Below are 21,454 nucleotides of genomic sequence, written 5' to 3'. Positions count from 1 at the left end.
CCCTCAACCCAGAGGCTTTTCCATAAACACGTCCGCACGGGCATAAGGCGTCTCTCGTGTCGGCAGATAGGTGAAGCCAGAGCTTTCATAGAGTTTCAGCGCAGGTTTGAGTCCGGAGTTCGTTTCCAGATACAGCCGCGATGCCCCAAGCTCTCGGGCCTTGTCCTCGCATGATTGGATCAGGATTTTTGACAGACCCAGACCCCGCGCGGACGGCGCGACGGTCATCTTCGCCAGCTCATAGCCCCCGTCGTCCATTTTCTGGATCGCACAGCAACCTACGACCACGCCTTCCGGGTCTTCGACCATGAAGATGTACCCGCCCTTGTCGAGAACAGTCGCCTGCGGATCGGACAAAACAGCCCTGTCCTTGGCTTCCAGCGCAAAGCCGCCCTCACGGATCCAGGCCTCATTGAGCTGTCGCCACGCCAACGCGTGGGCAGGACGATACGGAACAACGCAATACTGAAGCTTGGCCATCCCGGTTCTATGTCGAGAAACCGCATAACAGGCAAGCCGGTGCCGAATACGCAAAGGGGCGGCTGGCCATACGGCCAACCGCCCCTTGGGATCAGTTAGATCAGGGAACGAAGATTAAGCTTCGTCGCCTTCGATCTCGACAACCGGACCGGAGTCCTTGCCCTTGGCCGAGACGTCGCGATCGACGAACTCGATGACGGCCATCGGGGCGTTGTCGCCGTGACGGAAGCCAGCCTTCATGATGCGGATGTAGCCACCTTGGCGGTCTGCATAGCGAGCAGCCAGGGTGTCGAACAGCTTGCCGACTTGCGGCACATCACGAACGGCGCTGATGGCCTGACGACGAGCGTGCAGGTCGCCGCGCTTGGCGAGGGTGACCAGCTTCTCGACGAAAGGACGCAGTTCCTTCGCTTTCGGCAGGGTGGTGGTGATCTGCTCGTGCTTGATCAGCGAGGCAGCCATGTTGGCGAACATGGCCTGGCGGTGGCTGACCGTACGGCCGAGCTTACGATAGGCGGCGCCGTGGCGCATCGGGGTCTCTCCTACTCAACCCTGGTTTCCTGCCCGAACTCTATGTGGGCGAAGGACCTAGGGCCTCTCATTCTAACCGCCCCAACCAATCCTGCTTAAGGACCTGGGCGGAGGGTTGATGATCAGATCTGGTCGTCGAACTTCTTGGCCAGATCTTCGATGTTTTCCGGCGGCCAGTTCGGCACATCCATGCCGAGGCTCAGGCCCATGGTCGCCAGCACTTCCTTGATCTCATTCAGCGACTTGCGGCCGAAGTTCGGGGTGCGAAGCATTTCGCCCTCGGTCTTCTGGATCAGGTCACCGATGTAGACGATGTTGTCGTTCTTCAGGCAGTTGGCCGAACGAACCGACAGTTCCAGTTCGTCCACCTTCTTCAGCAGGGCCGGGTTGAACGGCAGGTCGGGCTTGCCGTCCGACTGCTCGACAGCCTTGGTCGGCTCTTCGAAGGTGATGAAGATCTGCAGTTGGTCTTGCAGGATGCGAGCAGCGAAGGCTGCTGCGTCAACCGGCGAAACCGCACCGTTCGTCTCGATCTCGAGGATCAGCTTGTCATAGTCCAGCGACTGACCTTGACGGGTCGGCTCGACGCGATAGGCAACGCGCTTGACCGGCGAGTAAAGGGCGTCAACCGCGATCAGGCCGATCGGGGCGTCTTCCGGACGGTTAAACTCGGCTGCGACATAGCCCTTACCGTTCTGGACGGTCAGTTCCATGCGGATCGAAGCACCGTCGTCCAGCGTGCAGATAACGTGATCCGGGTTAAGGACCTCGATATCGGCCGGGACATCGATCTGAGCTGCGGTCACGACACCGGGGCCGGTGGCGCGCAGCGTCATACGCTTCGGACCTTCCGCATGCATGCGGAGAGCCAGTTGCTTGATATTCAGGACGATGTCGACAACGTCCTCACGAACGCCTTCCAGCGAGGAGAACTCGTGGACAACGCCGTCGATTTGGATGGCGGTGACTGCTGCGCCCTGAAGCGAAGACAGCAGAACGCGACGAAGCGCGTTGCCAAGCGTCACACCGAAGCCACGCTCGAGGGGTTCGGCGACCAGACGCGCTTTGCGCTGCGGGTCAGAGCCGGCCTCGACCTGGGGCTTCTCGGGACGGATCAGCTCTTGCCAGTTTCTTTCGATCATTAGTGTCCCTCGAACGGGTTTCGCTGACCCCACCTGTGTGCACTCAGGCTAGTAGGGGCCAGCAAGAAAAGAGTCAGGCGGCGATTAGACGCGACGACGCTTGGGCGGACGGCAGCCGTTGTGCGGCATCGGGGTGACGTCACGGATGGTGGTGATCGTCATGCCAACAGCTTGCAGAGCGCGCAGCGCCGACTCACGGCCCGAACCCGGACCCGAGACGTTGACTTCGAGGGTCTTGACGCCGTGTTCAGCAGCCTTCTTGCCAGCATCCTCGGCAGCCATCTGGGCAGCATACGGGGTCGACTTACGCGAACCCTTGAAGCCCATGTGACCAGCCGACGACCACGAGATCGCGTTGCCTTGGGCATCGGTGATCGTGATCATGGTGTTGTTGAAAGAGGCATTCACGTGGGCGACGCCCGAGGTGATGTTCTTACGTTCGCGGCGCTTTACGCGACCCGGTTCCTTAGCCATAGCTCAGGCCTCTCTCTTACTTCTTCTTGCCGGCGATCGGCTTGGCCGGACCCTTGCGGGTGCGTGCGTTCGTGTGCGTGCGCTGACCGCGGACCGGCAGGCCCTTACGGTGACGCAGGCCACGATAGCAGGCCAGGTCCATCAGACGCTTGATGCTCATCGAGGTTTCGCGACGCAGGTCGCCCTCGACGGTGTAATCACGGTCGATGGTTTCACGGATTTGCAGGATTTCGGCATCGGAAAGTTGGTTCACGCGACGGGCCGGCTCGATGCCTACCTTCGCAGTGATTTCCTTGGCGGTGTGCGCGCCAATGCCGTGAATGTACTGAAGCGCGATTTCAACGCGCTTGTTGGTCGGAATGTTGACGCCAGCGATACGGGCCACGAAATTCTCCAGGTACGCGTTAGTCAGACGCAAAAAACCGTTCCGGTTAACAAACCTGGAACGTGTGCGCCCTTCGCGGAAGACCGCCCTTATACATGGGATTCCTTTCCCGTCAACGCTTGCTGGCGGGAAAGAGGGATTAACAGAAAGTTTCCTAAGGCCATTCAACCCCGACTTGGATTTCTGCCCCATCGATGGGGCGGCCATCGCGGGTCCCAGGACGAAAGCGGAAATACTGCGCGGCTGCAAGGGCTGCTGTGCCGAATCCCATCTCGCGCGGCGATTCATTTGCGACGCGGCATCCACTCAACCGCCCGTCCGCACCCAGACGACAGGCCAACAGAACCGATCCACCCTGACGCTTTCGAAAAGCCTCACGGGGGTGCAGGGCGCGAAGTTCATTCTGGGTCGGCCCGCGGATGATGCGCGGGCCTCCACCGTCACCATCGCCTGAACCGCTGCCACGGCCGCGTCCTGTGCCAGTCCCCTCGCCGCCCTGCCCCATGCCGGGCGAGGGCGTAGCCTCGGGAGCCACGCCGACAACCAAGGGGGGATCGGGCGTAGGCGTCGGCGGGGCCAGCACCTCTGGCGGCGGAGGATTGGGACGGGGCGGCGGTATACGCACAGCCGAGGTCGAGGCCGGTGCCCCTCCCCCTTCCGTCCGCGTCGGCCTTTCAGGGGGCGGAGGCGGTGGAGGAGGCGGAACCGTCGGCGGAACCAGATCGACCAGGATTGACGGAACGGAAACCGTCGGCGGCGCATCTACCGTCCAACGCCCGACCAACAGCCCCAATCCGCCATGCAGGACAATCACCCCTGCGACCGCAGCGATACGTGTCCATCGGCGTGGCGTGCTAGTCCAACGGCTCGGTCGTGTTTCCAGTGACGGCATCCTGCATAAACGCACAAGGCAAAGAAAAAGGGCCGATGCCAATGCATCGACCCTTAAACTGCATGACCGAGCCTGAAGGCTGGCTGAACGTCTTAGGCGAGAGCCGCGTCGATGGCCGCGGCCACCGTGGCGATATCACCCATACCGTCCACTTCAGTCAGCTTGCCCTGCGCTTCGTAGTACGGAAGCAGCGGAGCGGTGTTGGCGTTGTAGACGGCCAGACGATCCTTAAAGGTGTCAGGATTGTCGTCAGCACGGCCCTGGTCCTCAAAGCGCTTGGTGATGCGTTCGGTCAGAGCGGCGTCGTCAACCTTGAGGCGGACCACGGCGTCGATCTGGCTGCCACGCTTTTCGAGCATGGCGTCCAGAGCCTCGGCCTGGGCCACCGTACGCGGGAAGCCATCGAAGATGGCGCCGCCAGCAGCCTCGGCTTCCGGCAGGCGGGCTTCGATCAGGGCGATGACGATCTCGTCGGTGACGAGGTCACCGCGAGCCAGCACGTCCTTGACCTTGAGGCCCAGCTCCGAGCCCGAAGCGATCGCTGCACGCAGCATGTCGCCGGTCGAGAGCTGAACCATGCCGCGGGTTTCGACCAGGCGCTTGGCCTGTGTGCCCTTGCCTGCAGCCGGCGGTCCGAAAAGGATCAGATTCATAGTCAGATTATCCCCAGCACCTGAACCTTAGCGACGCACAACCGGCGTGCCGCCACGACCGCCACGGCCGCGCAGCTTCGCCTTCTTGATCAGACCCTCGTACTGGTGAGCCAGCAGGTGGGACTGGATCTGCGAAACCGTATCCATCGTCACCGACACCACGATCAGCAGAGAGGTACCGCCAAAGTACATGGCATTACCCATGCCTGCGACCATGAACTCCGGCAACAGACAGACGGCGGTGATGTAGGCCGCGCCGATGACCGTCAGACGGGTCAGCACATAATCCAGATACTCTGCAGTGCGCTTGCCCGGACGGATACCCGGCAGGAAGCCGCCGTATTTGCGCAGGTTCTCGGCCGTCTCTTCAGGGTTGAAGGTGATCGAGGTGTAGAAGAAGCAGAAGAAGATGATCAGGGCGGCATAAAGCACCATGAACACCGGCTTGCCGTGCGTCAGCTGGGCCGTCACGACCGGCAGCCATGCCATCCACTCCGGCAGGTTGGCCGTCGCGGTGAACTGGGCCACCGTGGTCGGCAGCATCAGCAGCGACGAGGCGAAGATGGCCGGGATAACACCGGCGGTGTTCACCTTCAGCGGCAAGAACGAACGTTCGCCACCGGTCACGCGGTTGCCTTCCTGACGCTTCGGATACTGGATCAGAAGACGGCGCTGGGCGCGTTCCATGAAGACGATGAACATGACGGTCGCCACGGCCAGAATGGCCAGACCCATCAGGGCGAAGGCCGACATCTGGCCTTGCTGGGCCAGACCCAGCAGACGGGCGATCGTGCCCGGCAGGACCGCGACGATACCGGCGAAGATGATCAGCGAGATACCGTTACCGACACCGCGGGCCGTCACCTGCTCGCCCAGCCACATCAGGAACATGGTGCCGCCCGTCAGGGTGACGACCGTAGTCGCGATGAAGAACAGGCCCGGGCTGTCAACGAGGCCCTGCGAGGCGTTCAGGCCTACGGCGATACCGAAGGACTGTGCCAGCGCCAGAACAACCGTCAGATAGCGGGTGTATTGGTTCAGCTGCTTGCGGCCGGCCTCGCCGCCCTCTTTCTTCAGCTTTTCCCACGGCGGATAGACCGCGCCCATCAGCTGGACGATGATCGAGGCCGAGATGTAGGGCATCACGTTCAGTGCGAACACAGCCATACGTTCGACCGCGCCACCGGAGAACATGTTGAACATGTCCAGGATGCCGCGCTGACCGTCCGGGTTCTGGAAGAACTGGAGGAAGGCTTGCGAATTGATGCCCGGGATCGGCACGTAAGTGCCCAGGCGATAAACAAGCAAGGCGCCCAGCGTGAACAGCAGGCGCTTGTGCAGCTCGGTCGCCTTGGCGAACGAGCCCATGTTCATATTTGCTGCGAGTTGTTCGGCGGCCGAAGCCATCAGATGGTCCCCACGAATATTCGTGTCATCAGATAAGGTGAAAGCGGCCCCCATGCGAGAGCCGCTTTCGAAAAATCGTCATCCCTATCCGAGAAGATCCCGAATTACGCCCGTTTCGGAGCGAATTCGGGATGACGAACTAGCTATTAGGCCTTGGCAGCCGTGCGCTTGGCGCGAGCCGACACCTTGTTGGCGTCGCCCTTCGGAGCCTTGGGCTCCGGAGCCTTGCCCTTGGCAGCTTCGCGCTTGGCAACGCGGGCAGCAGCCTTGGCTTCAGCTTCGATGCGCTGTTGCTCGACCTTGCCGCCAGCAGCTTCGATGGCCTTGATGGCACCCGAGGTTGCCGACCAGACGACCAGGTTCAGCTTGGCCTTCAGTTCGCCTTCGCCCAGAACGCGGACGCCGTCTTTTTCACGACGGATCACGCCAGCGGCGACCAGAGCGGCACCGTTGATCTCAGCCTTGGCGTCCAGCTTGCCGGCGTCGATGGCTTCCTGGATGCGCCACAGGTTCACTTCAGCCAGCTTCAGAGCGTTTGCATTGTTGAAGCCACGCTTCGGCATACGCATGTACAGCGGCATTTGACCGCCTTCGAAGCCGCCGATAGCGACGCCCGAACGCGACTTCTGACCCTTGACGCCACGGCCAGCGGTCTTGCCCTTGCCCGAACCCGGGCCACGGCCGACGCGCAGACGGGCTTTGTGTGCGCCTTGATTGTCGCGGATTTCATTCAGTTTCATGTGCCTGATCCTTTCGGGTGCTAAGCGCCAGACGCAATGCGGCTGACTCGGCGTTTAAAAACGAAGGGTCGCTTCTAGGCGACCCGCTGGCGCACTGCAAGACGCAAACGCAAATCTTGGTATGCGACCGAACGAAAGAAGGCCCTGCACCATCCGATGCAGAGCCCCCTTAATAAGCAAAACGCCCCTCCCCGTTTCCGAGGAAGGGCGTCTGAGCTTTTAGGCTTCGACCACTTCAACCATGTGGGCGACCTTGGCGATCATACCACGGACAGCCGGGGTATCTTCCAGGGTAGCCTCACGGCCGATTTGGTTCAGGCCCAGACCGATCAGGGTTGCGCGCTGATCTGCCTTGCGGCGGATCGGGCTGCCAACCTGACGAACGGTCACGGTCTTCTTTTCGCTCTTGGCCATTGATTAGCCCTCCACAGATTCCGGTGCCGAAGCACCATCGTTGCGGCGGCCCATCAGGTCAGCGACCTTCTTGCCGCGCTTGGCAGCAATCTGACGCGGCGACGACTGAACCTTCAGAGCTTCGAAGGTTGCGCGGATCATGTTGTAGGGGTTCGACGAGCCGGTCGACTTGCCCACGACGTCTTGAACGCCGAGGGTTTCGAGGACGGCACGCATCGGACCACCTGCGATGACGCCGGTACCCGGAGGTGCAGCGCGCATCATGATCTTGCCAGCGCCCCAACGGCCATTGCCGTCGTGGTGCAGAGTGCGGTTTTCGCGCAGCGGAACGCGGATCATCGTCTTCTTGGCTTCTTCGGTCGCCTTGCGGATGGCTTCCGGCACTTCACGTGCCTTGCCATGACCGAAGCCCACACGACCCTTGCCGTCACCGACAACCATCAGGGCAGCGAACGAGAAACGACGTCCACCCTTAACGGTCGCGGCAACACGGTTGATGTGTACCAGCTTCTCGATGATGTCGCTTTCAGCAGCGTCTACTGCCGGAGCGTTGCGGTCGCGACGATTGCGATCGCCGCCGCCGCGTTGGGGTTCACGAGCCATGTCTGTCGTTCCCTTAGAAGTTCAGACCGGCTTCGCGCGCGGCTTCCGCCAGCGCCTTGACCCGGCCGTGATAGATGTAGGCACCGCGGTCGAAAACGACGTCTTTGACGCCCTTTTCGATGGCACGTTCGGCGATCAGCTTGCCAATCTTGGCAGCGGCTGCGACGTCCGAGCCCTTCGAACCCTTGCCACCTTCCAGCGACGAAGCCGAAACGACAGTGATGCCCTTCGAGTCGTCGATGATCTGTGCCGAGATGTTCTTGTCCGAACGGTAAACCGACAGACGCAGGCGGCCGTTGGCGACTGCACGCAGACGACGACGGTTGCGCTCTGCGCGACGCTTGGCTTGTTGTTGAAGAGAAAGAGCCATGACTTACTTCTTCTTGCCTTCCTTGCGTCGGACGGTTTCGCCCTGGTAGCGCACACCCTTGCCCTTATAGGGTTCCGGCGGACGCATCTTGCGGATGACTGCGGCGATTTCACCAACGGCTTGCTTGTCGATGCCCGAGATCTTGATCTCGGTTTGCTTCGGCACAGCGAAGGTGATGCCAGCCGGCGGAGCGATGTCCACGTCGTGCGAGAAGCCCAGTTGCAACGACAGAGCGTTGCCCTTCAGGGCGGCGCGGTAACCCACGCCGACCAGTTCCAGGGTCTTCTCGAAGCCGTCGGTCACACCGGTCACCATGTTGGCGACCAGGGTGCGCGACAGGCCCCACATAGCGTTTGCGCGTTGGCTGTCCGAACGCGGGGTCAGGGTCAGCTCGTCGCCTTCCTGCTTGACCTCGATTTCTTCGGCCACGGTCCAGGACAGTTCGCCCTTCGGACCCTTCACGGTGATGTCCTGGCCGTTGAGCGTGAGAGTCACGCCCTTCGGCACGGTGATGGTTTTCTTGCCGATACGAGACATATCAGTAGACCCTGCACAGGACTTCGCCGCCGACGTTAGCGTCGCGGGCAGCGGCGTCAGACATAACGCCCTTCGAAGTCGAAAGGATCGAGATGCCGAGACCATTCTTGACCGGCTTCAGATCGCCGATGGCCGAATAGACGCGACGGCCCGGCTTCGACACGCGGGCGATCTCTGCGATCACCGGCTGGCCGTCGAAGTACTTGAGCTCGATCTCGAACTGCGGGAACTCACCCGGGTTTTGAACCAGGTTGTAGCCGCGGATGTAGCCTTCCGACTGCAGCACGTCCAGGACGCGCTGGCGCAGGCGGGAAGCCGGGGTGAGCACCTTCGAACGCTTGCGGGTCGCAGCGTTCTTGATGCGAGCGATCATATCGCTCAGGGGATCGTTGATCATCATAACTGTTCGTTCCCCTTACCAGCTCGACTTGGTCAGGCCCGGGATTTGACCCAGGTTGCCCAGTTCGCGCAGAGCGACACGGCTCATCTTGAGCTTGCGGTAGTAAGCCCGCGGACGGCCCGTGACTTCGCAACGGTTGCGAATACGGGTCGGAGCGGAGTTACGCGGCAGGGCTGCCAGCTTGAGGCGAGCTTCGAAGCGCTCCTCCAGCGGCAGGCTTTCGTCGTTAGCGATCGCCTTGAGGGCTTCACGCTTCGCGGCATACTTCGCAACCAGAGCCTTGACGGCTTCGTTACGGTTTACGGCGCTTTTCTTAGCCATTGTTCTTTCCCTTTCCCGATCAGTTCACGAACGGGAACTTGAACTCGGTGAGGAGAGCCTTGGCTTCCTCATCGGTCTTGGCCGTGGTGCAAACGACGATGTCCATGCCCCACATCTGGTCGATCTGGTCGTAGTTGATCTCCGGGAACACGATGTGCTCCTTCAGACCGGTGGCGTAGTTGCCACGACCGTCGAACGAGGTGCCCTTCAGACCACGGAAATCCTTCACGCGCGGCAGCGCGATCGTGATGAACCGGTCCAGGAACTCGTACATTTGGTCGCCACGCAGGGTGACCTTACCGCCGATGACCATACCTTCACGCAGCTTGAAGCCAGCGATCGAGTTACGGGCCTTGGTGGCAACGGCCTTCTGACCGGCGATGGCCGTCAGATCCTTGAGGGCTGCAGTAGCCTTCTTGGAGTCAGCAACAGCTTCACCGATACCCATGTTCAGGACGATCTTGTCCAGCTTGGGGACCTGCATTTCGTTCGTGTAACCGAACTTTTCCTTCATGACCGAACGGATACGCGAAACGTACTCGGTCTTCAGGCGCGGGGTGTATTTCTCGGTAGCCATCAGATGACGTCTCCGGTCGTCTTGGCGAAGCGGACCTTTTGGTCACCTTCAACCTTGAAGCCGACGCGGGTTGCCTTGCCGTTAGCGTCGACAATGGCGACGTTCGACAGGTGCAGCGAGGCTTCCTTGTTCTTGATGCCGCCTTGCGGATCAGCTTGGGTCGGGCGCGTGTGGCGCTGAACCATGTTGATACCTTCAACGACGACGCGGTTCTCAGCCGGGAGGACCTTGAGCACCTTGCCGGTGCGGCCCTTATCCTTGCCGGTCAGGACGACAACGTTGTCGCCCTTTTTGATCTTGGCAGCCATGGTTACAGGACCTCCGGAGCCAGCGAGATGATCTTCATGTGGTTCTTAGCGCGAAGCTCACGCGGAACCGGGCCGAAGATACGGGTGCCAACCGGCTCGTTGGACTTGTTGACGATGACAGCAGCCGACTTGTCAAAGCGGATGACCGAACCGTCTTTGCGTTGGATGTCCTTGGCGGTGCGAACGACGATGGCGCGAACGACATCACCCTTCTTAACGCGACCGCGCGGGATTGCTTCCTTCACAGAGGCGACGATGGTGTCGCCGATCGAGGCGTAGCGGCGCTTAGAACCGCCGAGCACCTTGATGCACATGACCCGGCGGGCGCCCGAGTTATCGGCCACTTCCAGGTTAGTTTGCATCTGGATCATAAGATCAGATCCTTCTGATTACGAGGCCGAAGCCGGGGAAAGGACTTCCCAGCGCTTCAGTTTGGACTTGGGGGCGCACTCGACGATGCGAGCGACGTCGCCGACCTTGAGGGCATTGGCTTCGTCGTGCGCGTGATATTTCTTCGAAAGACGAACCGTCTTCTTCAGAACCGGGTGGAGCAGCGTGCGCTCCACCTTGACCACGACGGTTTTGTCGCCCTTGTCGGACACGACCACGCCTTCGAGAATTCGCTTGGGCATATTCGTTTCCTTACGAAGCGCGCTTCTCACGCAGAAGCGTGGAGATGCGAGCGATATCTTTGCGCACTTCACCCACGCGGTGGGTTTTTTCCATTTGGCCGGTAGCCGCTTGGAAGCGCAGGTTGAACTGTTCCTTCTTGAGCTTCAGGAGCTCTTCGGACAGTTGGTCGACGGTTTGCGACCGGAGATCAGCGATCTTGGTCATTATGCGGCTTGCTCCATTACGATGCCGGCATCCAGGCGGGTGACCACCTTGGTACGGATCGGCAGCTTGGCTGCGCCGAGACGCAGAGCTTCACGAGCGATATCGTCCGGCACGCCGTCGATTTCGAACATGATGCGGCCCGGAGCCACGCGAGCGGCCCAGTAATCCACGGCGCCCTTACCCTTACCCATACGAACTTCGGCAGGCTTGCCGGTGACCGGCAGGTCTGGGAAGATACGGATCCACACGCGGCCTTGACGCTTCATGTGGCGGGTGACGGCACGACGGCACGCTTCGATCTGACGAGCAGTGATGCGTTCCGGCTCCAGTGCCTTCAGGCCGTACGAACCGAAGTTCAGCGAGAAGCCGCCCTTCGACGAACCGCTGATGCGGCCCTTAAAGGCCTTACGGTATTTGGTCTTTTTAGGTTGCAGCATGGTCTAATCAGCCCTCACGACCGCGACGCTGACCGCGATCACCGCGGGGACCACGTTCACGGCCTTCGTTGGACGACGGACCCGAGGCTTCCTGGGCCCAACGCTTGTCCTGAGCCATCGGGTCGTGCTCGAGCACTTCACCCTTAAAGACCCAGACCTTCACGCCGATGATGCCGTAGGTCGTCTTAGCTTCATAGAAGCCGTAGTCGATGTCGGCACGCAGGGTGTGAAGCGGAACGCGACCTTCACGGTACCATTCCATACGAGCGATTTCAGCACCGCCGAGACGGCCCGAAACGTTGATACGAACGCCCTTTGCGCCGAGACGCATGGCCGATTGCATCGAACGCTTCATAGCGCGACGGAAAGCCACGCGGCGTTCCAGTTGCTGAGCGATGTTTTCAGCGATCAGCTGGGCGTCGGTTTCCGGCTTACGGACTTCGACGATGTTCAGGTGAACTTCGCCTTCGGTACGGGCCGCAATGTCCTTGCGCAGCTTGTCGATGTCAGCGCCCTTCTTGCCGATCACGACACCCGGACGGGCGGCGTAGATCGTCACGCGGCACTTCTTGTGCGGACGCTCGATGATGACGCGGGCGACGCCAGCAGCCGAAAGACGTTCCTTCAGCCACGCACGCAGCTTCAGGTCTTGGTGAAGCAGCTTGGCGTAGTCAGCACCGCCGGCGAACCAGCGGCTGTCCCACGTGCGGTTCACGCCGAGGCGCAGACCGATCGGATTGATTTTCTGACCCATTAGGCGGCCTCACCTGCTTCACGAACCACGATGGTGAGTTCGCTGAACGGTTTCAGAATGCGCGACGAGCGACCACGAGCGCGGCTCGCAAAACGCTTCATCACCAGGTTCTTACCAACATAAGCTTCGGCAACGACCAGGTTGTCGATGTCGAGGTTGTGGTTGTTCTCGGCGTTCGAGATGGCCGAATACAGGGCCTTGCGAACGTCGATGGCGATGCGCTTGCGGCTGAACTCGAGCTCGTTCAGAGCCTTTTGCACCGGCAGGCCGCGGATCGATGCGGCCACCAGGTTCAGCTTTTGAGGGCTGATGCGAACGTTGACCAGCTTAGCGCGGGCTTCGTTCGCAGCAACACGACGGGTGTTCTTGGTCTGGGCCATGGATTATTTCCTCTTGGCCTTCTTGTCCGCAGCGTGACCCGGGAAGTTACGGGTCGGCGCGAACTCGCCGAACTTCATGCCAACCATCTCTTCCGAGACGGAGACCGGAACGTGCTTCTGGCCGTTGTAAACGCCAAAGGTCAGACCGACGAACTGCGGCAGGATGGTGGAGCGACGCGACCAGGTCTTGATCACATCTTTACGGCCCGACGATTGAGCGGCGTCGGCCTTCTTGAGCAGATACCCGTCGACAAACGGGCCTTTCCAGGAGGAGCGGGCCATTCTTAGCGAGCCTTCTTCACGTGACGGCTACGGATAATGTACTTGTCCGTGGCCTTGTTCTTGCGAGTACGGGTACCCTTGGTGTCCTTACCCCACGGCGTAACCGGAGTACGACCGCCCGAGGTACGACCTTCACCACCACCGTGCGGGTGGTCGATCGGGTTCATGGCAACACCGCGGACGTGCGGACGCCAGCCCATGTGACGCTTGCGGCCAGCCTTACCGAGGTTTTGGTTCATGTGGTCCGGGTTCGACACGGCACCAACGGTAGCCATGCAGCCGTCCAGAACCATGCGCAGTTCGCCCGAACCCAGACGGATCTGAGCGTAACCTTGGTCGCGACCGACCAGCTGGGCGTAAGCACCAGCCGAACGGGCCAGCTGAGCGCCCTTGCCCGGCTTCATCTCCACGTTGTGGATGATGGTGCCGACCGGCATCGAGCGCAGCGGCATCGCGTTGCCCGGTTTCACGTCAACCTTTTCGCCAGCGACGATGGTGTCGCCAGCCTTCAGGCGTTGCGGAGCGATGATGTAGGTCTTCTCACCGTCGGCATAGGTCACCAGAGCGATGAAAGCCGTACGGTTCGGGTCGTACTCCAGGCGCTCGACGGTGCCGATAGCGTCGAACTTGCGACGCTTGAAGTCGATCTTACGGTACAGGGTCTTCGCGCCACCGCCGCGGAAGCGGACAGCAACACGACCACCTTGACCGCGACCGCCCGACTTGGTCAGGCCTTCGGTCAGCGACTTCTCCGGGCGGCCTTTGTGCAGCTCGGAACGGTCAACCAGCACCAGGGCGCGGCGGCCCGGCGACGTCGGATTGTAATGCTTCAGAGCCATCTGATTAGAGCCCCGTCGTCACGTCGATCGACTGGCCTTCAGCCAGCGTCACGATTGCTTTTTTGATGTCCACGCGACGGCCGTTGATGCCACGGAAGCGCTTGGTCTTGCCCTTTTGAACCAGGGTGTTGACCTTGAGGACGTTGACTTTGAACAGGGCTTCAACCGCAGCAGCGATTTCGTCCTTGGTCGAGGTACCGGCAACGCGGAAGACGACCTTGTTCTGTTCCGACAGGATCGTGGCCTTCTCGGTGATGATCGGGCTCAGGATGGTGTCGTAGTGCTTAGCGGTAGGTTGAGCGGCGGCCATTATGCGGCTTCCTTCTCAGCAAAGCGCGCCTCGATTGCTTCAACAGCAGCCTTGGTCAGCACCAGTTTGTCAGCACGCAGGATGTCATAGACGTTCAGGCCGGCGTTCGGCAGGACGTCGATGTGCGGGATGTTGCGAGCAGCCAGACCGAAGTTGGTTTCAACTTCCGGACCAGCAATGATCAGAGCCTTGGTCCAGCCCAGCTTGCCGAAGGTGGCCCGCAGGGTTGCGGTCTTGGCTTCCTTGACGGTCAGGTTGTCAACGACAACCAGATCGCCGGCTTTGACCTTCGAGGACAGGGCGTGACGCAGAGCCAGGGCGCGGACCTTCTTCGGCAGCGAGAAGCCGTGGTCACGGACAACCGGACCGAAGGCGCGCGAACCGCCGACGAACTGCGGTGCACGGCGCGAACCGTGACGAGCGCCGCCGGTGCCCTTTTGCTTGTACATCTTCTTACCCGTACGAGAGTTCTCGTTGCGGGTCTGAACCTTGTGCGTGCCAGCGCGACGCTTGGCCAGCTGCCAGTTCACGGTACGGGCCAGCAGGTCGCCGCGGATGTCGGTCAGGCCAAAAACGGCGTCCGACAGCTCAACGTCGCCAGCAGCCTTGCCGTCGAGTTTGATGACAGAGAGTTTCATTACGCTTCACCGCCTTCGTTGGCTTCAACGGCCGGAGCAGCAGCTTCGGCAGCAGCAGCCGACTTCACAGCACCCGGGAACGGGGCTTCAGCCGGACGAGCCTTCTTCACAGCGTCGGTTACCTTGAGGTAGGTGCCGTCGTGGCCCGGGACAGCGCCCTTGACCAGGATCAGACCACGCTCAGCGTCAACGCGGACGACGGTGAGGTTCTGTTGGGTGACAGTTTCCTGGCCGTAGTGACCAGCCATCTTCTTACCCGGGAACGTACGGCCCGGATCTTGACGGTTACCCGTCGAACCGTGCGAACGGTGCGAAACCGACACACCGTGCGTGGCACGCAGACCGCCGAAGTTCCAACGCTTCATCGCACCGGCAAAACCTTTACCGATGGTCAGGCCTTGGACGTCGATCTTCTGACCTGCGACGAAGTGGTCAGCCGACAGTTCGGCACCGACTTCCAGCAGGGCATCCTCGTTCACGCGGAACTCGGTCACGTATGCCTTGGGTTCAACTTGAGCCTTCGCGAAAGCTTCGCGTTGCGGCTTGGCCGTATTTTTGGCCTTCTTAGAGCCAGCGCCCAGTTGGAGCGCGACGTAACCGTCACGTTCCTTGGTACGTTGGCCGACGACTTGGCAGCCGTCGAGCTGGAGTACAGTAACCGGCACGTGTGCACCATCATCGGCGAACACGCGGGTCATACCCAGCTTTTTGGCGATCACGCCCGTGCGCATCGGATCCCGCCTCTTCTTTCTTTAGATCTTGATCTCGACGTCCACGCCAGCCGACAGGTCGAGCTTCATCAGCGCGTCCACAGTCTGCGGGGTGGGGTCGACGATATCGAGCACGCGTTTGTGCGTGCGGATTTCAAACTGCTCGCGCGACTTCTTGTCGACGTGCGGCGAGCGGTTCACGGTGAATTTCTCGATCAGGGTCGGCAGCGGGATCGGACCACGAACGGTCGCGCCCGTGCGCTTAGCGGTGTTGACGATTTCGCGCGTCGAGAAGTCGAGGACGCGATGATCGAAGGCCTTGAGCCTGATGCGGATGCTTTGATCCATATCGGTTGTTATTCCCATGCGGCCGGAGCCGCGTCCCTGTGAACCATTTCAAAGACCGAAGCCTCAGGGCCTAAACCCCAGGGAACGCAAATCCGCAAAAACGAACGGCCCACACGGTTCCCCGTCTGAGCCAAAAAATCCCAAGAAGCTGCAAAAAGAACAGTAACTTAGGTCGTCCCTGCGAACCGCGTCTGCATCCGGAGATGCACAGCCGGTCCAACAAGAGTGGTGCTTATGCCTTCCGAATCCATTCGGGTCAAGCACCAAATCCCAAGTCCCATAAGTGTTTGAGCCTCATGAGTTGACGCCTCATAGCCGCCCCTCCCCCCACTTTTCAAGACCCCATTTTGGCCATTTGCGACTCGCCTCAGGGCCATTGGTGAAAAACTTGTTTCCAAAACAATCTTCTCGACAGCCTGCCATTCAGCAGCTCCCGCAGGGCGATCCAGGGGCATATAGTTAAAATCACTTAACGGCTAAGGCGAACTGTGACGACAAATCGGCACTAAAGAATGATTGTTCGCCCAAACGTCGGATAACGACGTAATATTGCCGTAATGCGTAACCTTGGCGCAACATGCTGCTAACACAGACGCAATAATGACAAGTTCGTTACAGCAGAAATGCGGTTTTGAGACTAAGTGCGCTCCAGACGCCCTTTCCTCCCCGGACAGGTCGCTTCCAAGTCTCAAAAGGACAAAAATAATGAAAACCGTTTTCTTCGTTTCGGCTGCTGCTGCTGCCCTGATCGCCGCTCCGGCAATGGCTCAAACCGCTGGTTCGGCTAGCGTTTCGTACAAGTACAGCGACACCGACATCGCTTCGGTCAAGGGCATCGACACCGACGCCTTCGCTCTGGAAGGCGCTGTTGCTACCCCGATCTTCGGTGACTGGACCGTGACCGCCGAAGCAGCTGTCACCAACGTTGAATCGGACCTGGCTGCCAGCGAAACCAACCTGTCGGGCGCTGCTGCCCTGACCAAGGTCATCGGTTCGTACCGCGTCGGCGGCTTCTACGCTGCTTCGGAAATGCCGGGTTCGACCCTGAACACCATCGGTGCCGTCGCCCAGAAGTACTTCGACCGCGCTACCGTTTCGGGCGTGGCTTCGTACGGCTCGGTTTACGACGCCGACATCTACACCGTGAAGGCTGACGTTGCTTACTACGCAACCTCGGACCTGCGCCTGAACGCTGGCGTTTCGTACCAGAACGCTGACTTCGGTCGTGAAGACGTTGACGCCATCGCCGGCACCATCGGCGCCGAGTACCAGTTCGCCAACTCGCCGTACGCTGTCTACGGTTCGTACACCTACACGGACTCGGACGACCTGGGCATGGAAGACAACGCCATCAAGATCGGCGTGCGCTACAGCTTCGGCGGTGGCCTGCAAGCCCGTGACCGCGCCGGTGCCCGTATGGACCTGAGCAACAACGTGTTCGTTCCGTTCTTCAACTAAGCTCTGCTTGGTTAGGTCGTAAGACACACGGAAAAGCCCCGGAGGATATCCTCCGGGGCTTTTTTGTGCCTGCCTTAAAACCTAGTAGGTCCGGATCTGGCCTACGAAGTCAAAACGCTGGACCATGAAGTCGCGGAAGAACTCCACACGACGCCATTCGGTGGGCGAACGCTCCAATTCCACCAGACGGCGCTCTACGCGATCGATGTAGTGATCGACATACTCTGCCGCGCGGCGCTCTATCGCGATGTCATCGCGCATATTGGCGCGCTTCTGTTTGATCTGCGCCAGCAGATCCAGCGCCTCGGCCATCGCTTGGTCATCGCGCGCAATAGGCACGATATTCACGGCATTGATGCCATTGATCGCAAACAGCGCCAGATATTGGTTGTAGTCGAAATAGTCACCGACCGAGTAGCGGCCATAGTGGCCACGCGCCTCGTACAGCTCCTGCGCGTCGAACCTGTTCAGCAGTGACAGGCCAAACTCGCGGTTGTGGCACTCCATCAACACCTGCCCCAGCGACAGATAGTTCGGAACAGTCACATAGCAGCGCGACTGTTCATTCATCGCCTCTGCAATCGTGTAGATCAGACGATGGCTGTCCGGGACATGCTCGAGCACATTGTCGCAAATAACCAGATCGTATTTGCCCAACGACGCCATGAACTCGATGTCGTCCGCGTCGCCAAAGGTGATGTTGACCACATCCTTAACACCGTTGTCCTCGAGGTTCAGTTGAAAGTGCTCAAGCTCTGACGAACCGACCTCGATGCCACGGGCAAAAGCTCCGTGCTTGGCTGCCGAAATGCACACGCCACCATAACCGCAGCCGATATCCAGAACACGGCGCCCCTCAAGAGGGCCGACAAAATGGTTGACCATCTTGTCTACGATCTCTGCGCCGCGCTCGTTACCGCTCAGAATATATTTGAGGTGCTCCCCCCAGAGATGATCCCCACCGGATATCTGTCTCAAAGCGGCCTCGAACTTACCCATATGGCCCATAGCTCCCCCCAACCATCAAGAATCGATATTCTTCGAACTTGACTATATGACTGGGGCAAGCTTGGCTATCAATGGAATTTACAGCCGTGTCACCAGTTATCTGTTGCGGTTCAGCACTCTAACCTTGCCTGAGCCCAGTACGCGCTGGCTGACATTTCCCGTCACACGATGCACGACCACATCACCCGAGCCGGCGACGGTCGCAGACACATCGTTGACGACACCGCCGACCTCAACCTCGCCTGAACCCATAATGTTCACCTGCAGGGTATTGATCCGGCCATCCCCGATTTCGACATCGCCCGACCCGGCAACGCTGATGGAGACGTCACCCTCAGCCCTCTGGACATTCACATCGCCAGAGCCGCCGATGCGAATGCGCAGATCTTTGACCGTCGTTGCCCGCACATCGCCGGAACCGCCAATATTGATACGCAAGCTCTCGGTCGCGCCTGACCAGATGTCGCCCGAACCGCCGATGTTCACATCGGTGTTGCCCGTCACATTGGCGATCACCCAGTTACCGCAGCCTGACGACGTCAAACGCACATCGTTAGCCCCTCGGCCAATGGCACCGTGAACAGCGCCATCGGTGCCGATGTTGGCATCACGCGGACCGCGGATGATGATCAAGGGCGCATCGGACAGCGCAACCCGCGACATGCCAGGCACCGATGCATAGGCCCCTTCACCCGGACGCGACGGCGGCTGAGAGGTGCGGCCGTCCTGACAGTTGAGCGAACGCACACGACGGGTGTTGCGGCTGATATTGCCATTAATCGTCACCACACCCTGACTGCGGCGGATATCCAGCGGCGGCAGGTTGGCAGAGCCGTTCTGGACTTCGACATCCACATCCGAACGGTTCTCCGGGATATAGACCACGCGGGCGATGGCGTTCTCGACACGGACGCTCTGGGCGCTGGCAACGCCGCCGAACAGAACGGCACCAGCAGCGGCAGCAAAAACGATGCTAACGGGTTTGGTCATAGCCTTGGTTCCTTCGGCTTGGCTTGTCTCTTGAAACCATGCTGGCCCAGTCACCGGCCAAAGTCCGCTTAAAAGCCTGTCATGAAGCCCTTTTAATCTTGGGGTCAGTTCGCACGTCCGGATTACCGGCCTGTTTCAGGCACGAACTCGCGCGGGATTTCGCCAATCCGGTTGCCCAGTACACGCAGGCGTCGCAGCGGTACCGAAACGGCCCATTTCAATGCCAGACTGGCCCCCTTCACCCTATCGACCGATGGCGGTGTCAGCCCCCGCTCACGCAGATAGGCATGGGTATAAAGCGCGCCTGTACGGGCACGGCTTTCCCAGGTCTGGTACTCCATCGAAAGGCTGACACACAGGCCGTCCACGTTCTCGACGCGGTGCGGCGAATAGAGCGGCCATGCCAGTGCCTCGCCGGGGTGCAGCTCGAAAACCTGCGCATCCGACTCGAAGCCCAAGTCATAGGGCAGTTCCTCGGTGCTACGGCGGGCCACGACACCTTCCATCGCCTTCTCGGGCAGATGGGTTTCGTCAGCGGGATAGACGAACATGCGCTTGATGCCCCGCATATGGAACAGCACCACACCTGCGGGATCGAAATGATAGGGCACCCGCGTCGCAGGAGACGAAATGATCAGCTGCCCGGCCCGCTTTATCGCCCGCATGGTGGGATAGGCCGCGGCGATATCGCTGAAAGCATCGCTGGCCCGTGCCCACAAAGGCTGCCACTGGTCCTCGATACCGCGCAGATTGATCCAGAGCCGCGACTGCCGCACCGCCGCCAGCAGTTCACAGCCACTCAGGTCACCGCGTGCACCGGCGCGCAGGCTCACCTGACCATTGGCGTCATAGCTATACTCATTGATATCAATCAGTTCGGATGGATATCGATCCAACAGCGCAGCCAAGGCCTCGTCACTGGTAAAGTCCGCGCTTTCCAGTCCGTGGCTGAAGACAGCACATTTCTGGATAGGGCCAAGGGCCCTTCCCTGTTGCCAAGTGCTCACTCTCAGGACTCCCCCGTCCGTTGGCGTGTGACAAAACTAGATGCCGCGCGCGCTACTCCCCGCGCGCGGCCTACCCAATCTGTTTCAACAGCCTCGATGGCGGCCCAGCGGTGTCTGGCACTGCGGGCTGTCGCGGGGCTGCCTATCACAGGCACCAATCGGTCAATCCAACCGGGTCTGCCTGCCACCCCCTCGGTGACCTCACGGACCTGGTTACAGAAATACTTCTTATAGGCTTCACCGACGAAGCCGTAATCGAACTCTGAAATCCCAGTTTCGCTCTCTATGCGGATGGTTTCAAGACTTAACCATATGCCGGGCGAATATCTGGCCCCCTCCATCAGATAAGCGGGAAACCAGAAATGCCAGACCCCGTCAGCATGAAGGCTGAGCTCCAGAGCCAGCAGGCGCTCTCCGGCATGAAGCGTCGCAATCGATGCCTGCAATCCTGTGTCGGATTTCAATAGCTCTGCCAGCAGTTTCCGCGTCCATTGGACGCCAAAAATATCGTGCAGACCGCTTGAGCCGTACTGCGCACTCTTGAGTGCGATCAACTGATCCAGCAGGTGCGGATCACGCTGTCGGGTTTTGACCTGAACGGGACCAAGGTTTGCCTCCATCCCTCTCAGGCTACGCATCTTGTCTTTGAAATATTTAGGAAAGCTTGTTCGCTGCGCTGCGAACCAGGCCTCGTACCCCCCCTCACCCAAAAACACCTGGCAGGTTTGACGCTGTGGCAGCCGACTTTGGCCGACCCAGCTGTTCACACTGATCCTCCGCGCCCCCAGCAGTCGGGTGAGTTCCTCAAGGTCAATGGATACGCCGTCCTTTGTGATGACCCCGTGGTAGTCATTCATCGGCGCTGCGACCGGATAGACCGTCCCACTACGGATCTGGAATGGCCAGTATCCGATGATCTCCTGTCCTTCACTGATGCGGGCCATCCGCACCCCCGGCACGGCCGATGCTGCCGCGCGTGTGAAATCCGGGTGGAAGAAGGGGTTATGGAAGTCTCTGTTTTGCAGCTGCCACGCGCGCCAACGCGCGACATCCTCTGCGGATAGCGCATCCACGCGCATGATATCCGCTTTTCGTACCATTCCCCGAGCCCCCACTCGTTTGACGAACACTGTAAAGTTTAATTCCAACCAAAATCCAAACGCCGGAAACAAAAACGCCCCCCTGGCGGACCAGGGGGGCATCTTGTCTGTCGTCACTGACG

At 60.1% G+C, this 21,454-nt stretch carries 34 protein-coding genes; 1 reads left to right on the top strand and 33 read right to left on the bottom strand.

The window, feature by feature from the left end; all coding sequences use genetic code 11:
* Positions 1–3: 3 nt before the first annotated feature.
* The 29 genes from B3H86_RS12980 to rpsJ all read right to left on the bottom strand — a co-directional run bounded on the left by B3H86_RS12980 (position 4) and on the right by rpsJ (position 15,769).
* Positions 4–480 (bottom strand): GNAT family N-acetyltransferase, encoded by a 477-nt coding sequence (locus B3H86_RS12980; RefSeq protein WP_292054582.1) that lies wholly within the window; start codon positions 478–480, stop codon positions 4–6.
* 114 nt (positions 481–594) lie between these two features.
* A complete protein-coding gene (rplQ, locus tag B3H86_RS12975; RefSeq protein WP_292054581.1) occupies positions 595–1,011 on the bottom strand; it encodes a 50S ribosomal protein L17 in 417 nt (138 codons plus the stop codon).
* Between the two features lie 122 nt (positions 1,012–1,133).
* Entirely contained in the window at positions 1,134–2,153 is a 1,020-nt protein-coding gene (locus B3H86_RS12970) for a DNA-directed RNA polymerase subunit alpha (RefSeq protein WP_292054579.1), read from the bottom strand.
* An 84-nt stretch (positions 2,154–2,237) separates the two neighbouring features.
* Positions 2,238–2,627 (bottom strand): 30S ribosomal protein S11, encoded by a 390-nt coding sequence (gene rpsK / locus B3H86_RS12965; protein WP_242914264.1) that lies wholly within the window; start codon positions 2,625–2,627, stop codon positions 2,238–2,240.
* A gap of 16 nt (positions 2,628–2,643) precedes the next feature.
* Positions 2,644–3,012, bottom strand: coding sequence for a 30S ribosomal protein S13 (gene rpsM, locus B3H86_RS12960; RefSeq protein ID WP_292054577.1), 369 nt, complete (start codon positions 3,010–3,012; stop codon positions 2,644–2,646).
* 154 nt (positions 3,013–3,166) lie between these two features.
* On the bottom strand, positions 3,167–3,637 hold the full coding sequence (locus B3H86_RS12955; protein ID WP_292054575.1) for an energy transducer TonB: 471 nt from the start codon (positions 3,635–3,637) through the stop codon (positions 3,167–3,169).
* Between the two features lie 359 nt (positions 3,638–3,996).
* The gene (locus tag B3H86_RS12950) at positions 3,997–4,557 is read right to left on the bottom strand and encodes an adenylate kinase (RefSeq protein ID WP_292054573.1); all 561 of its coding nucleotides are present in this window, start codon (positions 4,555–4,557) and stop codon (positions 3,997–3,999) included.
* Positions 4,558–4,584: 27 nt separating this feature from the next.
* Positions 4,585–5,964: a preprotein translocase subunit SecY gene (secY, locus tag B3H86_RS12945; RefSeq protein ID WP_292054570.1), complete on the bottom strand. Its 1,380-nt coding sequence runs from the start codon at positions 5,962–5,964 to the stop codon at positions 4,585–4,587.
* Positions 5,965–6,110: 146 nt separating this feature from the next.
* A complete protein-coding gene (rplO, locus tag B3H86_RS12940; RefSeq protein ID WP_349679862.1) occupies positions 6,111–6,704 on the bottom strand; it encodes a 50S ribosomal protein L15 in 594 nt (197 codons plus the stop codon).
* A gap of 219 nt (positions 6,705–6,923) precedes the next feature.
* A complete protein-coding gene (gene rpmD, locus B3H86_RS12935; protein ID WP_292054569.1) occupies positions 6,924–7,118 on the bottom strand; it encodes a 50S ribosomal protein L30 in 195 nt (64 codons plus the stop codon).
* A gap of 3 nt (positions 7,119–7,121) precedes the next feature.
* A complete protein-coding gene (gene rpsE, locus B3H86_RS12930; protein WP_292054567.1) occupies positions 7,122–7,721 on the bottom strand; it encodes a 30S ribosomal protein S5 in 600 nt (199 codons plus the stop codon).
* Positions 7,722–7,734: 13 nt separating this feature from the next.
* On the bottom strand, positions 7,735–8,091 hold the full coding sequence (gene rplR, locus B3H86_RS12925; RefSeq protein WP_292054566.1) for a 50S ribosomal protein L18: 357 nt from the start codon (positions 8,089–8,091) through the stop codon (positions 7,735–7,737).
* Between the two features lie 3 nt (positions 8,092–8,094).
* Complete coding sequence (rplF, locus tag B3H86_RS12920; RefSeq protein ID WP_292054563.1) at positions 8,095–8,628, bottom strand: 50S ribosomal protein L6; 534 nt, start codon at positions 8,626–8,628, stop codon at positions 8,095–8,097.
* A 1-nt stretch (position 8,629) separates the two neighbouring features.
* Positions 8,630–9,028, bottom strand: coding sequence for a 30S ribosomal protein S8 (gene rpsH, locus B3H86_RS12915; protein WP_292054562.1), 399 nt, complete (start codon positions 9,026–9,028; stop codon positions 8,630–8,632).
* Between the two features lie 15 nt (positions 9,029–9,043).
* Complete coding sequence (gene rpsN / locus B3H86_RS12910; RefSeq protein WP_292054560.1) at positions 9,044–9,349, bottom strand: 30S ribosomal protein S14; 306 nt, start codon at positions 9,347–9,349, stop codon at positions 9,044–9,046.
* A 19-nt stretch (positions 9,350–9,368) separates the two neighbouring features.
* Positions 9,369–9,926 carry a 50S ribosomal protein L5 gene (rplE, locus tag B3H86_RS12905; RefSeq protein WP_292054557.1) on the bottom strand — a complete coding sequence of 186 codons (558 nt, stop codon included), beginning with the start codon at positions 9,924–9,926 and terminating at the stop codon, positions 9,369–9,371.
* Entirely contained in the window at positions 9,926–10,234 is a 309-nt protein-coding gene (rplX, locus tag B3H86_RS12900) for a 50S ribosomal protein L24 (RefSeq protein WP_292054555.1), read from the bottom strand. Before rplX ends, rplE begins: the two co-directional genes overlap by 1 nt.
* Before the next feature lie 2 nt (positions 10,235–10,236).
* On the bottom strand, positions 10,237–10,605 hold the full coding sequence (gene rplN / locus B3H86_RS12895) for a 50S ribosomal protein L14 (protein ID WP_167178083.1): 369 nt from the start codon (positions 10,603–10,605) through the stop codon (positions 10,237–10,239).
* 18 nt (positions 10,606–10,623) lie between these two features.
* Positions 10,624–10,866, bottom strand: coding sequence for a 30S ribosomal protein S17 (gene rpsQ, locus B3H86_RS12890; protein WP_292043435.1), 243 nt, complete (start codon positions 10,864–10,866; stop codon positions 10,624–10,626).
* A gap of 10 nt (positions 10,867–10,876) precedes the next feature.
* Positions 10,877–11,071 (bottom strand): 50S ribosomal protein L29, encoded by a 195-nt coding sequence (gene rpmC, locus B3H86_RS12885; RefSeq protein ID WP_242914278.1) that lies wholly within the window; start codon positions 11,069–11,071, stop codon positions 10,877–10,879.
* The gene (gene rplP / locus B3H86_RS12880; protein ID WP_292054551.1) at positions 11,071–11,508 is read right to left on the bottom strand and encodes a 50S ribosomal protein L16; all 438 of its coding nucleotides are present in this window, start codon (positions 11,506–11,508) and stop codon (positions 11,071–11,073) included. Before rplP ends, rpmC begins: the two co-directional genes overlap by 1 nt.
* Before the next feature lie 7 nt (positions 11,509–11,515).
* Complete coding sequence (gene rpsC / locus B3H86_RS12875) at positions 11,516–12,262, bottom strand: 30S ribosomal protein S3 (protein ID WP_292054549.1); 747 nt, start codon at positions 12,260–12,262, stop codon at positions 11,516–11,518.
* Positions 12,262–12,642 carry a 50S ribosomal protein L22 gene (rplV, locus tag B3H86_RS12870; RefSeq protein ID WP_292054545.1) on the bottom strand — a complete coding sequence of 127 codons (381 nt, stop codon included), beginning with the start codon at positions 12,640–12,642 and terminating at the stop codon, positions 12,262–12,264. The genes rpsC and rplV overlap by 1 nt, the downstream gene beginning before the upstream one ends.
* A gap of 3 nt (positions 12,643–12,645) precedes the next feature.
* The gene (gene rpsS, locus B3H86_RS12865; protein WP_292054543.1) at positions 12,646–12,924 is read right to left on the bottom strand and encodes a 30S ribosomal protein S19; all 279 of its coding nucleotides are present in this window, start codon (positions 12,922–12,924) and stop codon (positions 12,646–12,648) included.
* A 2-nt stretch (positions 12,925–12,926) separates the two neighbouring features.
* Positions 12,927–13,763: a 50S ribosomal protein L2 gene (gene rplB / locus B3H86_RS12860; RefSeq protein WP_292054542.1), complete on the bottom strand. Its 837-nt coding sequence runs from the start codon at positions 13,761–13,763 to the stop codon at positions 12,927–12,929.
* A gap of 4 nt (positions 13,764–13,767) precedes the next feature.
* Complete coding sequence (locus B3H86_RS12855; protein WP_292054541.1) at positions 13,768–14,073, bottom strand: 50S ribosomal protein L23; 306 nt, start codon at positions 14,071–14,073, stop codon at positions 13,768–13,770.
* On the bottom strand, positions 14,073–14,711 hold the full coding sequence (gene rplD, locus B3H86_RS12850) for a 50S ribosomal protein L4 (RefSeq protein WP_292054539.1): 639 nt from the start codon (positions 14,709–14,711) through the stop codon (positions 14,073–14,075). Before rplD ends, B3H86_RS12855 begins: the two co-directional genes overlap by 1 nt.
* A complete protein-coding gene (rplC, locus tag B3H86_RS12845; protein WP_292054537.1) occupies positions 14,711–15,442 on the bottom strand; it encodes a 50S ribosomal protein L3 in 732 nt (243 codons plus the stop codon). The genes rplD and rplC overlap by 1 nt, the downstream gene beginning before the upstream one ends.
* A 21-nt stretch (positions 15,443–15,463) precedes the next feature.
* Positions 15,464–15,769, bottom strand: a complete 306-nt coding sequence (rpsJ, locus tag B3H86_RS12840; RefSeq protein WP_003164367.1) for a 30S ribosomal protein S10 — start codon at positions 15,767–15,769, stop codon at positions 15,464–15,466.
* 705 nt (positions 15,770–16,474) lie between these two features.
* Here rpsJ and B3H86_RS12835 point away from each other — a divergent pair.
* Positions 16,475–17,227 (top strand): hypothetical protein, encoded by a 753-nt coding sequence (locus B3H86_RS12835; RefSeq protein WP_292054534.1) that lies wholly within the window; start codon positions 16,475–16,477, stop codon positions 17,225–17,227.
* A gap of 81 nt (positions 17,228–17,308) precedes the next feature.
* Here the strand turns inward: B3H86_RS12835 and B3H86_RS12830 are convergent, their stop codons facing one another.
* The 4 genes from B3H86_RS12830 to B3H86_RS12815 all read right to left on the bottom strand — a co-directional run.
* Complete coding sequence (locus B3H86_RS12830) at positions 17,309–18,235, bottom strand: class I SAM-dependent methyltransferase (protein ID WP_292054532.1); 927 nt, start codon at positions 18,233–18,235, stop codon at positions 17,309–17,311.
* Positions 18,236–18,331: 96 nt separating this feature from the next.
* Positions 18,332–19,225 carry a GIN domain-containing protein gene (locus tag B3H86_RS12825; protein ID WP_292054530.1) on the bottom strand — a complete coding sequence of 298 codons (894 nt, stop codon included), beginning with the start codon at positions 19,223–19,225 and terminating at the stop codon, positions 18,332–18,334.
* Positions 19,226–19,347: 122 nt separating this feature from the next.
* Positions 19,348–20,232 (bottom strand): transcriptional regulator, encoded by an 885-nt coding sequence (locus B3H86_RS12820; RefSeq protein ID WP_292054528.1) that lies wholly within the window; start codon positions 20,230–20,232, stop codon positions 19,348–19,350.
* A 2-nt stretch (positions 20,233–20,234) separates the two neighbouring features.
* The coding region (locus B3H86_RS12815; protein WP_292054525.1) for a GNAT family N-acetyltransferase at positions 20,235–21,454 on the bottom strand (1,220 nt) is incomplete at its 5' end.

Source organism: Brevundimonas sp. UBA5866 (assembly GCF_002432125.1).
GTDB lineage: Bacteria > Pseudomonadota > Alphaproteobacteria > Caulobacterales > Caulobacteraceae > Brevundimonas.
This window is presented reverse-complemented; position numbering and strand designations above follow the sequence as displayed.

Coding starts and splice junctions, on each gene's coding strand:
- rpsQ (WP_292043435.1), bottom strand. CDS start 10,866: ATGCCCAAGCGAATTCTCGAAGGCGTGGTCGTGTCCGACAAGGGCGAC.
- rplC (WP_292054537.1), bottom strand. CDS start 15,442: ATGCGCACGGGCGTGATCGCCAAAAAGCTGGGTATGACCCGCGTGTTC.
- B3H86_RS12835 (WP_292054534.1), top strand. CDS start 16,475: ATGAAAACCGTTTTCTTCGTTTCGGCTGCTGCTGCTGCCCTGATCGCC.
- rplB (WP_292054542.1), bottom strand. CDS start 13,763: ATGGCTCTGAAGCATTACAATCCGACGTCGCCGGGCCGCCGCGCCCTG.
- rplP (WP_292054551.1), bottom strand. CDS start 11,508: ATGCTGCAACCTAAAAAGACCAAATACCGTAAGGCCTTTAAGGGCCGC.
- rplO (WP_349679862.1), bottom strand. CDS start 6,704: ATGAAACTGAATGAAATCCGCGACAATCAAGGCGCACACAAAGCCCGT.
- rplN (WP_167178083.1), bottom strand. CDS start 10,605: ATGATCCAGATGCAAACTAACCTGGAAGTGGCCGATAACTCGGGCGCC.
- B3H86_RS12825 (WP_292054530.1), bottom strand. CDS start 19,225: ATGACCAAACCCGTTAGCATCGTTTTTGCTGCCGCTGCTGGTGCCGTT.
- rplF (WP_292054563.1), bottom strand. CDS start 8,628: ATGTCTCGTATCGGCAAGAAAACCATCACCGTGCCGAAGGGCGTGACT.
- B3H86_RS12970 (WP_292054579.1), bottom strand. CDS start 2,153: ATGATCGAAAGAAACTGGCAAGAGCTGATCCGTCCCGAGAAGCCCCAG.
- B3H86_RS12980 (WP_292054582.1), bottom strand. CDS start 480: ATGGCCAAGCTTCAGTATTGCGTTGTTCCGTATCGTCCTGCCCACGCG.
- B3H86_RS12830 (WP_292054532.1), bottom strand. CDS start 18,235: ATGGGCCATATGGGTAAGTTCGAGGCCGCTTTGAGACAGATATCCGGT.
- rplV (WP_292054545.1), bottom strand. CDS start 12,642: ATGGCCCAGACCAAGAACACCCGTCGTGTTGCTGCGAACGAAGCCCGC.
- rpsS (WP_292054543.1), bottom strand. CDS start 12,924: ATGGCCCGCTCCTCCTGGAAAGGCCCGTTTGTCGACGGGTATCTGCTC.
- rplX (WP_292054555.1), bottom strand. CDS start 10,234: ATGGCTGCCAAGATCAAAAAGGGCGACAACGTTGTCGTCCTGACCGGC.
- rpmC (WP_242914278.1), bottom strand. CDS start 11,071: ATGACCAAGATCGCTGATCTCCGGTCGCAAACCGTCGACCAACTGTCC.
- rplR (WP_292054566.1), bottom strand. CDS start 8,091: ATGGCTCTTTCTCTTCAACAACAAGCCAAGCGTCGCGCAGAGCGCAAC.
- rplQ (WP_292054581.1), bottom strand. CDS start 1,011: ATGCGCCACGGCGCCGCCTATCGTAAGCTCGGCCGTACGGTCAGCCAC.
- B3H86_RS12855 (WP_292054541.1), bottom strand. CDS start 14,073: ATGGCCGCCGCTCAACCTACCGCTAAGCACTACGACACCATCCTGAGC.
- rplD (WP_292054539.1), bottom strand. CDS start 14,711: ATGAAACTCTCTGTCATCAAACTCGACGGCAAGGCTGCTGGCGACGTT.
- B3H86_RS12950 (WP_292054573.1), bottom strand. CDS start 4,557: ATGAATCTGATCCTTTTCGGACCGCCGGCTGCAGGCAAGGGCACACAG.
- secY (WP_292054570.1), bottom strand. CDS start 5,964: ATGGCTTCGGCCGCCGAACAACTCGCAGCAAATATGAACATGGGCTCG.
- rpsK (WP_242914264.1), bottom strand. CDS start 2,627: ATGGCTAAGGAACCGGGTCGCGTAAAGCGCCGCGAACGTAAGAACATC.
- rpsE (WP_292054567.1), bottom strand. CDS start 7,721: ATGGCTCGTGAACCCCAACGCGGCGGCGGCGATCGCAATCGTCGCGAC.
- rpmD (WP_292054569.1), bottom strand. CDS start 7,118: ATGGCCAAGAGCGAAAAGAAGACCGTGACCGTTCGTCAGGTTGGCAGC.
- rpsC (WP_292054549.1), bottom strand. CDS start 12,262: ATGGGTCAGAAAATCAATCCGATCGGTCTGCGCCTCGGCGTGAACCGC.
- rpsJ (WP_003164367.1), bottom strand. CDS start 15,769: ATGGATCAAAGCATCCGCATCAGGCTCAAGGCCTTCGATCATCGCGTC.
- rplE (WP_292054557.1), bottom strand. CDS start 9,926: ATGGCTACCGAGAAATACACCCCGCGCCTGAAGACCGAGTACGTTTCG.
- rpsH (WP_292054562.1), bottom strand. CDS start 9,028: ATGATGATCAACGATCCCCTGAGCGATATGATCGCTCGCATCAAGAAC.
- rpsN (WP_292054560.1), bottom strand. CDS start 9,349: ATGGCTAAGAAAAGCGCCGTAAACCGTAACGAAGCCGTCAAGGCTCTG.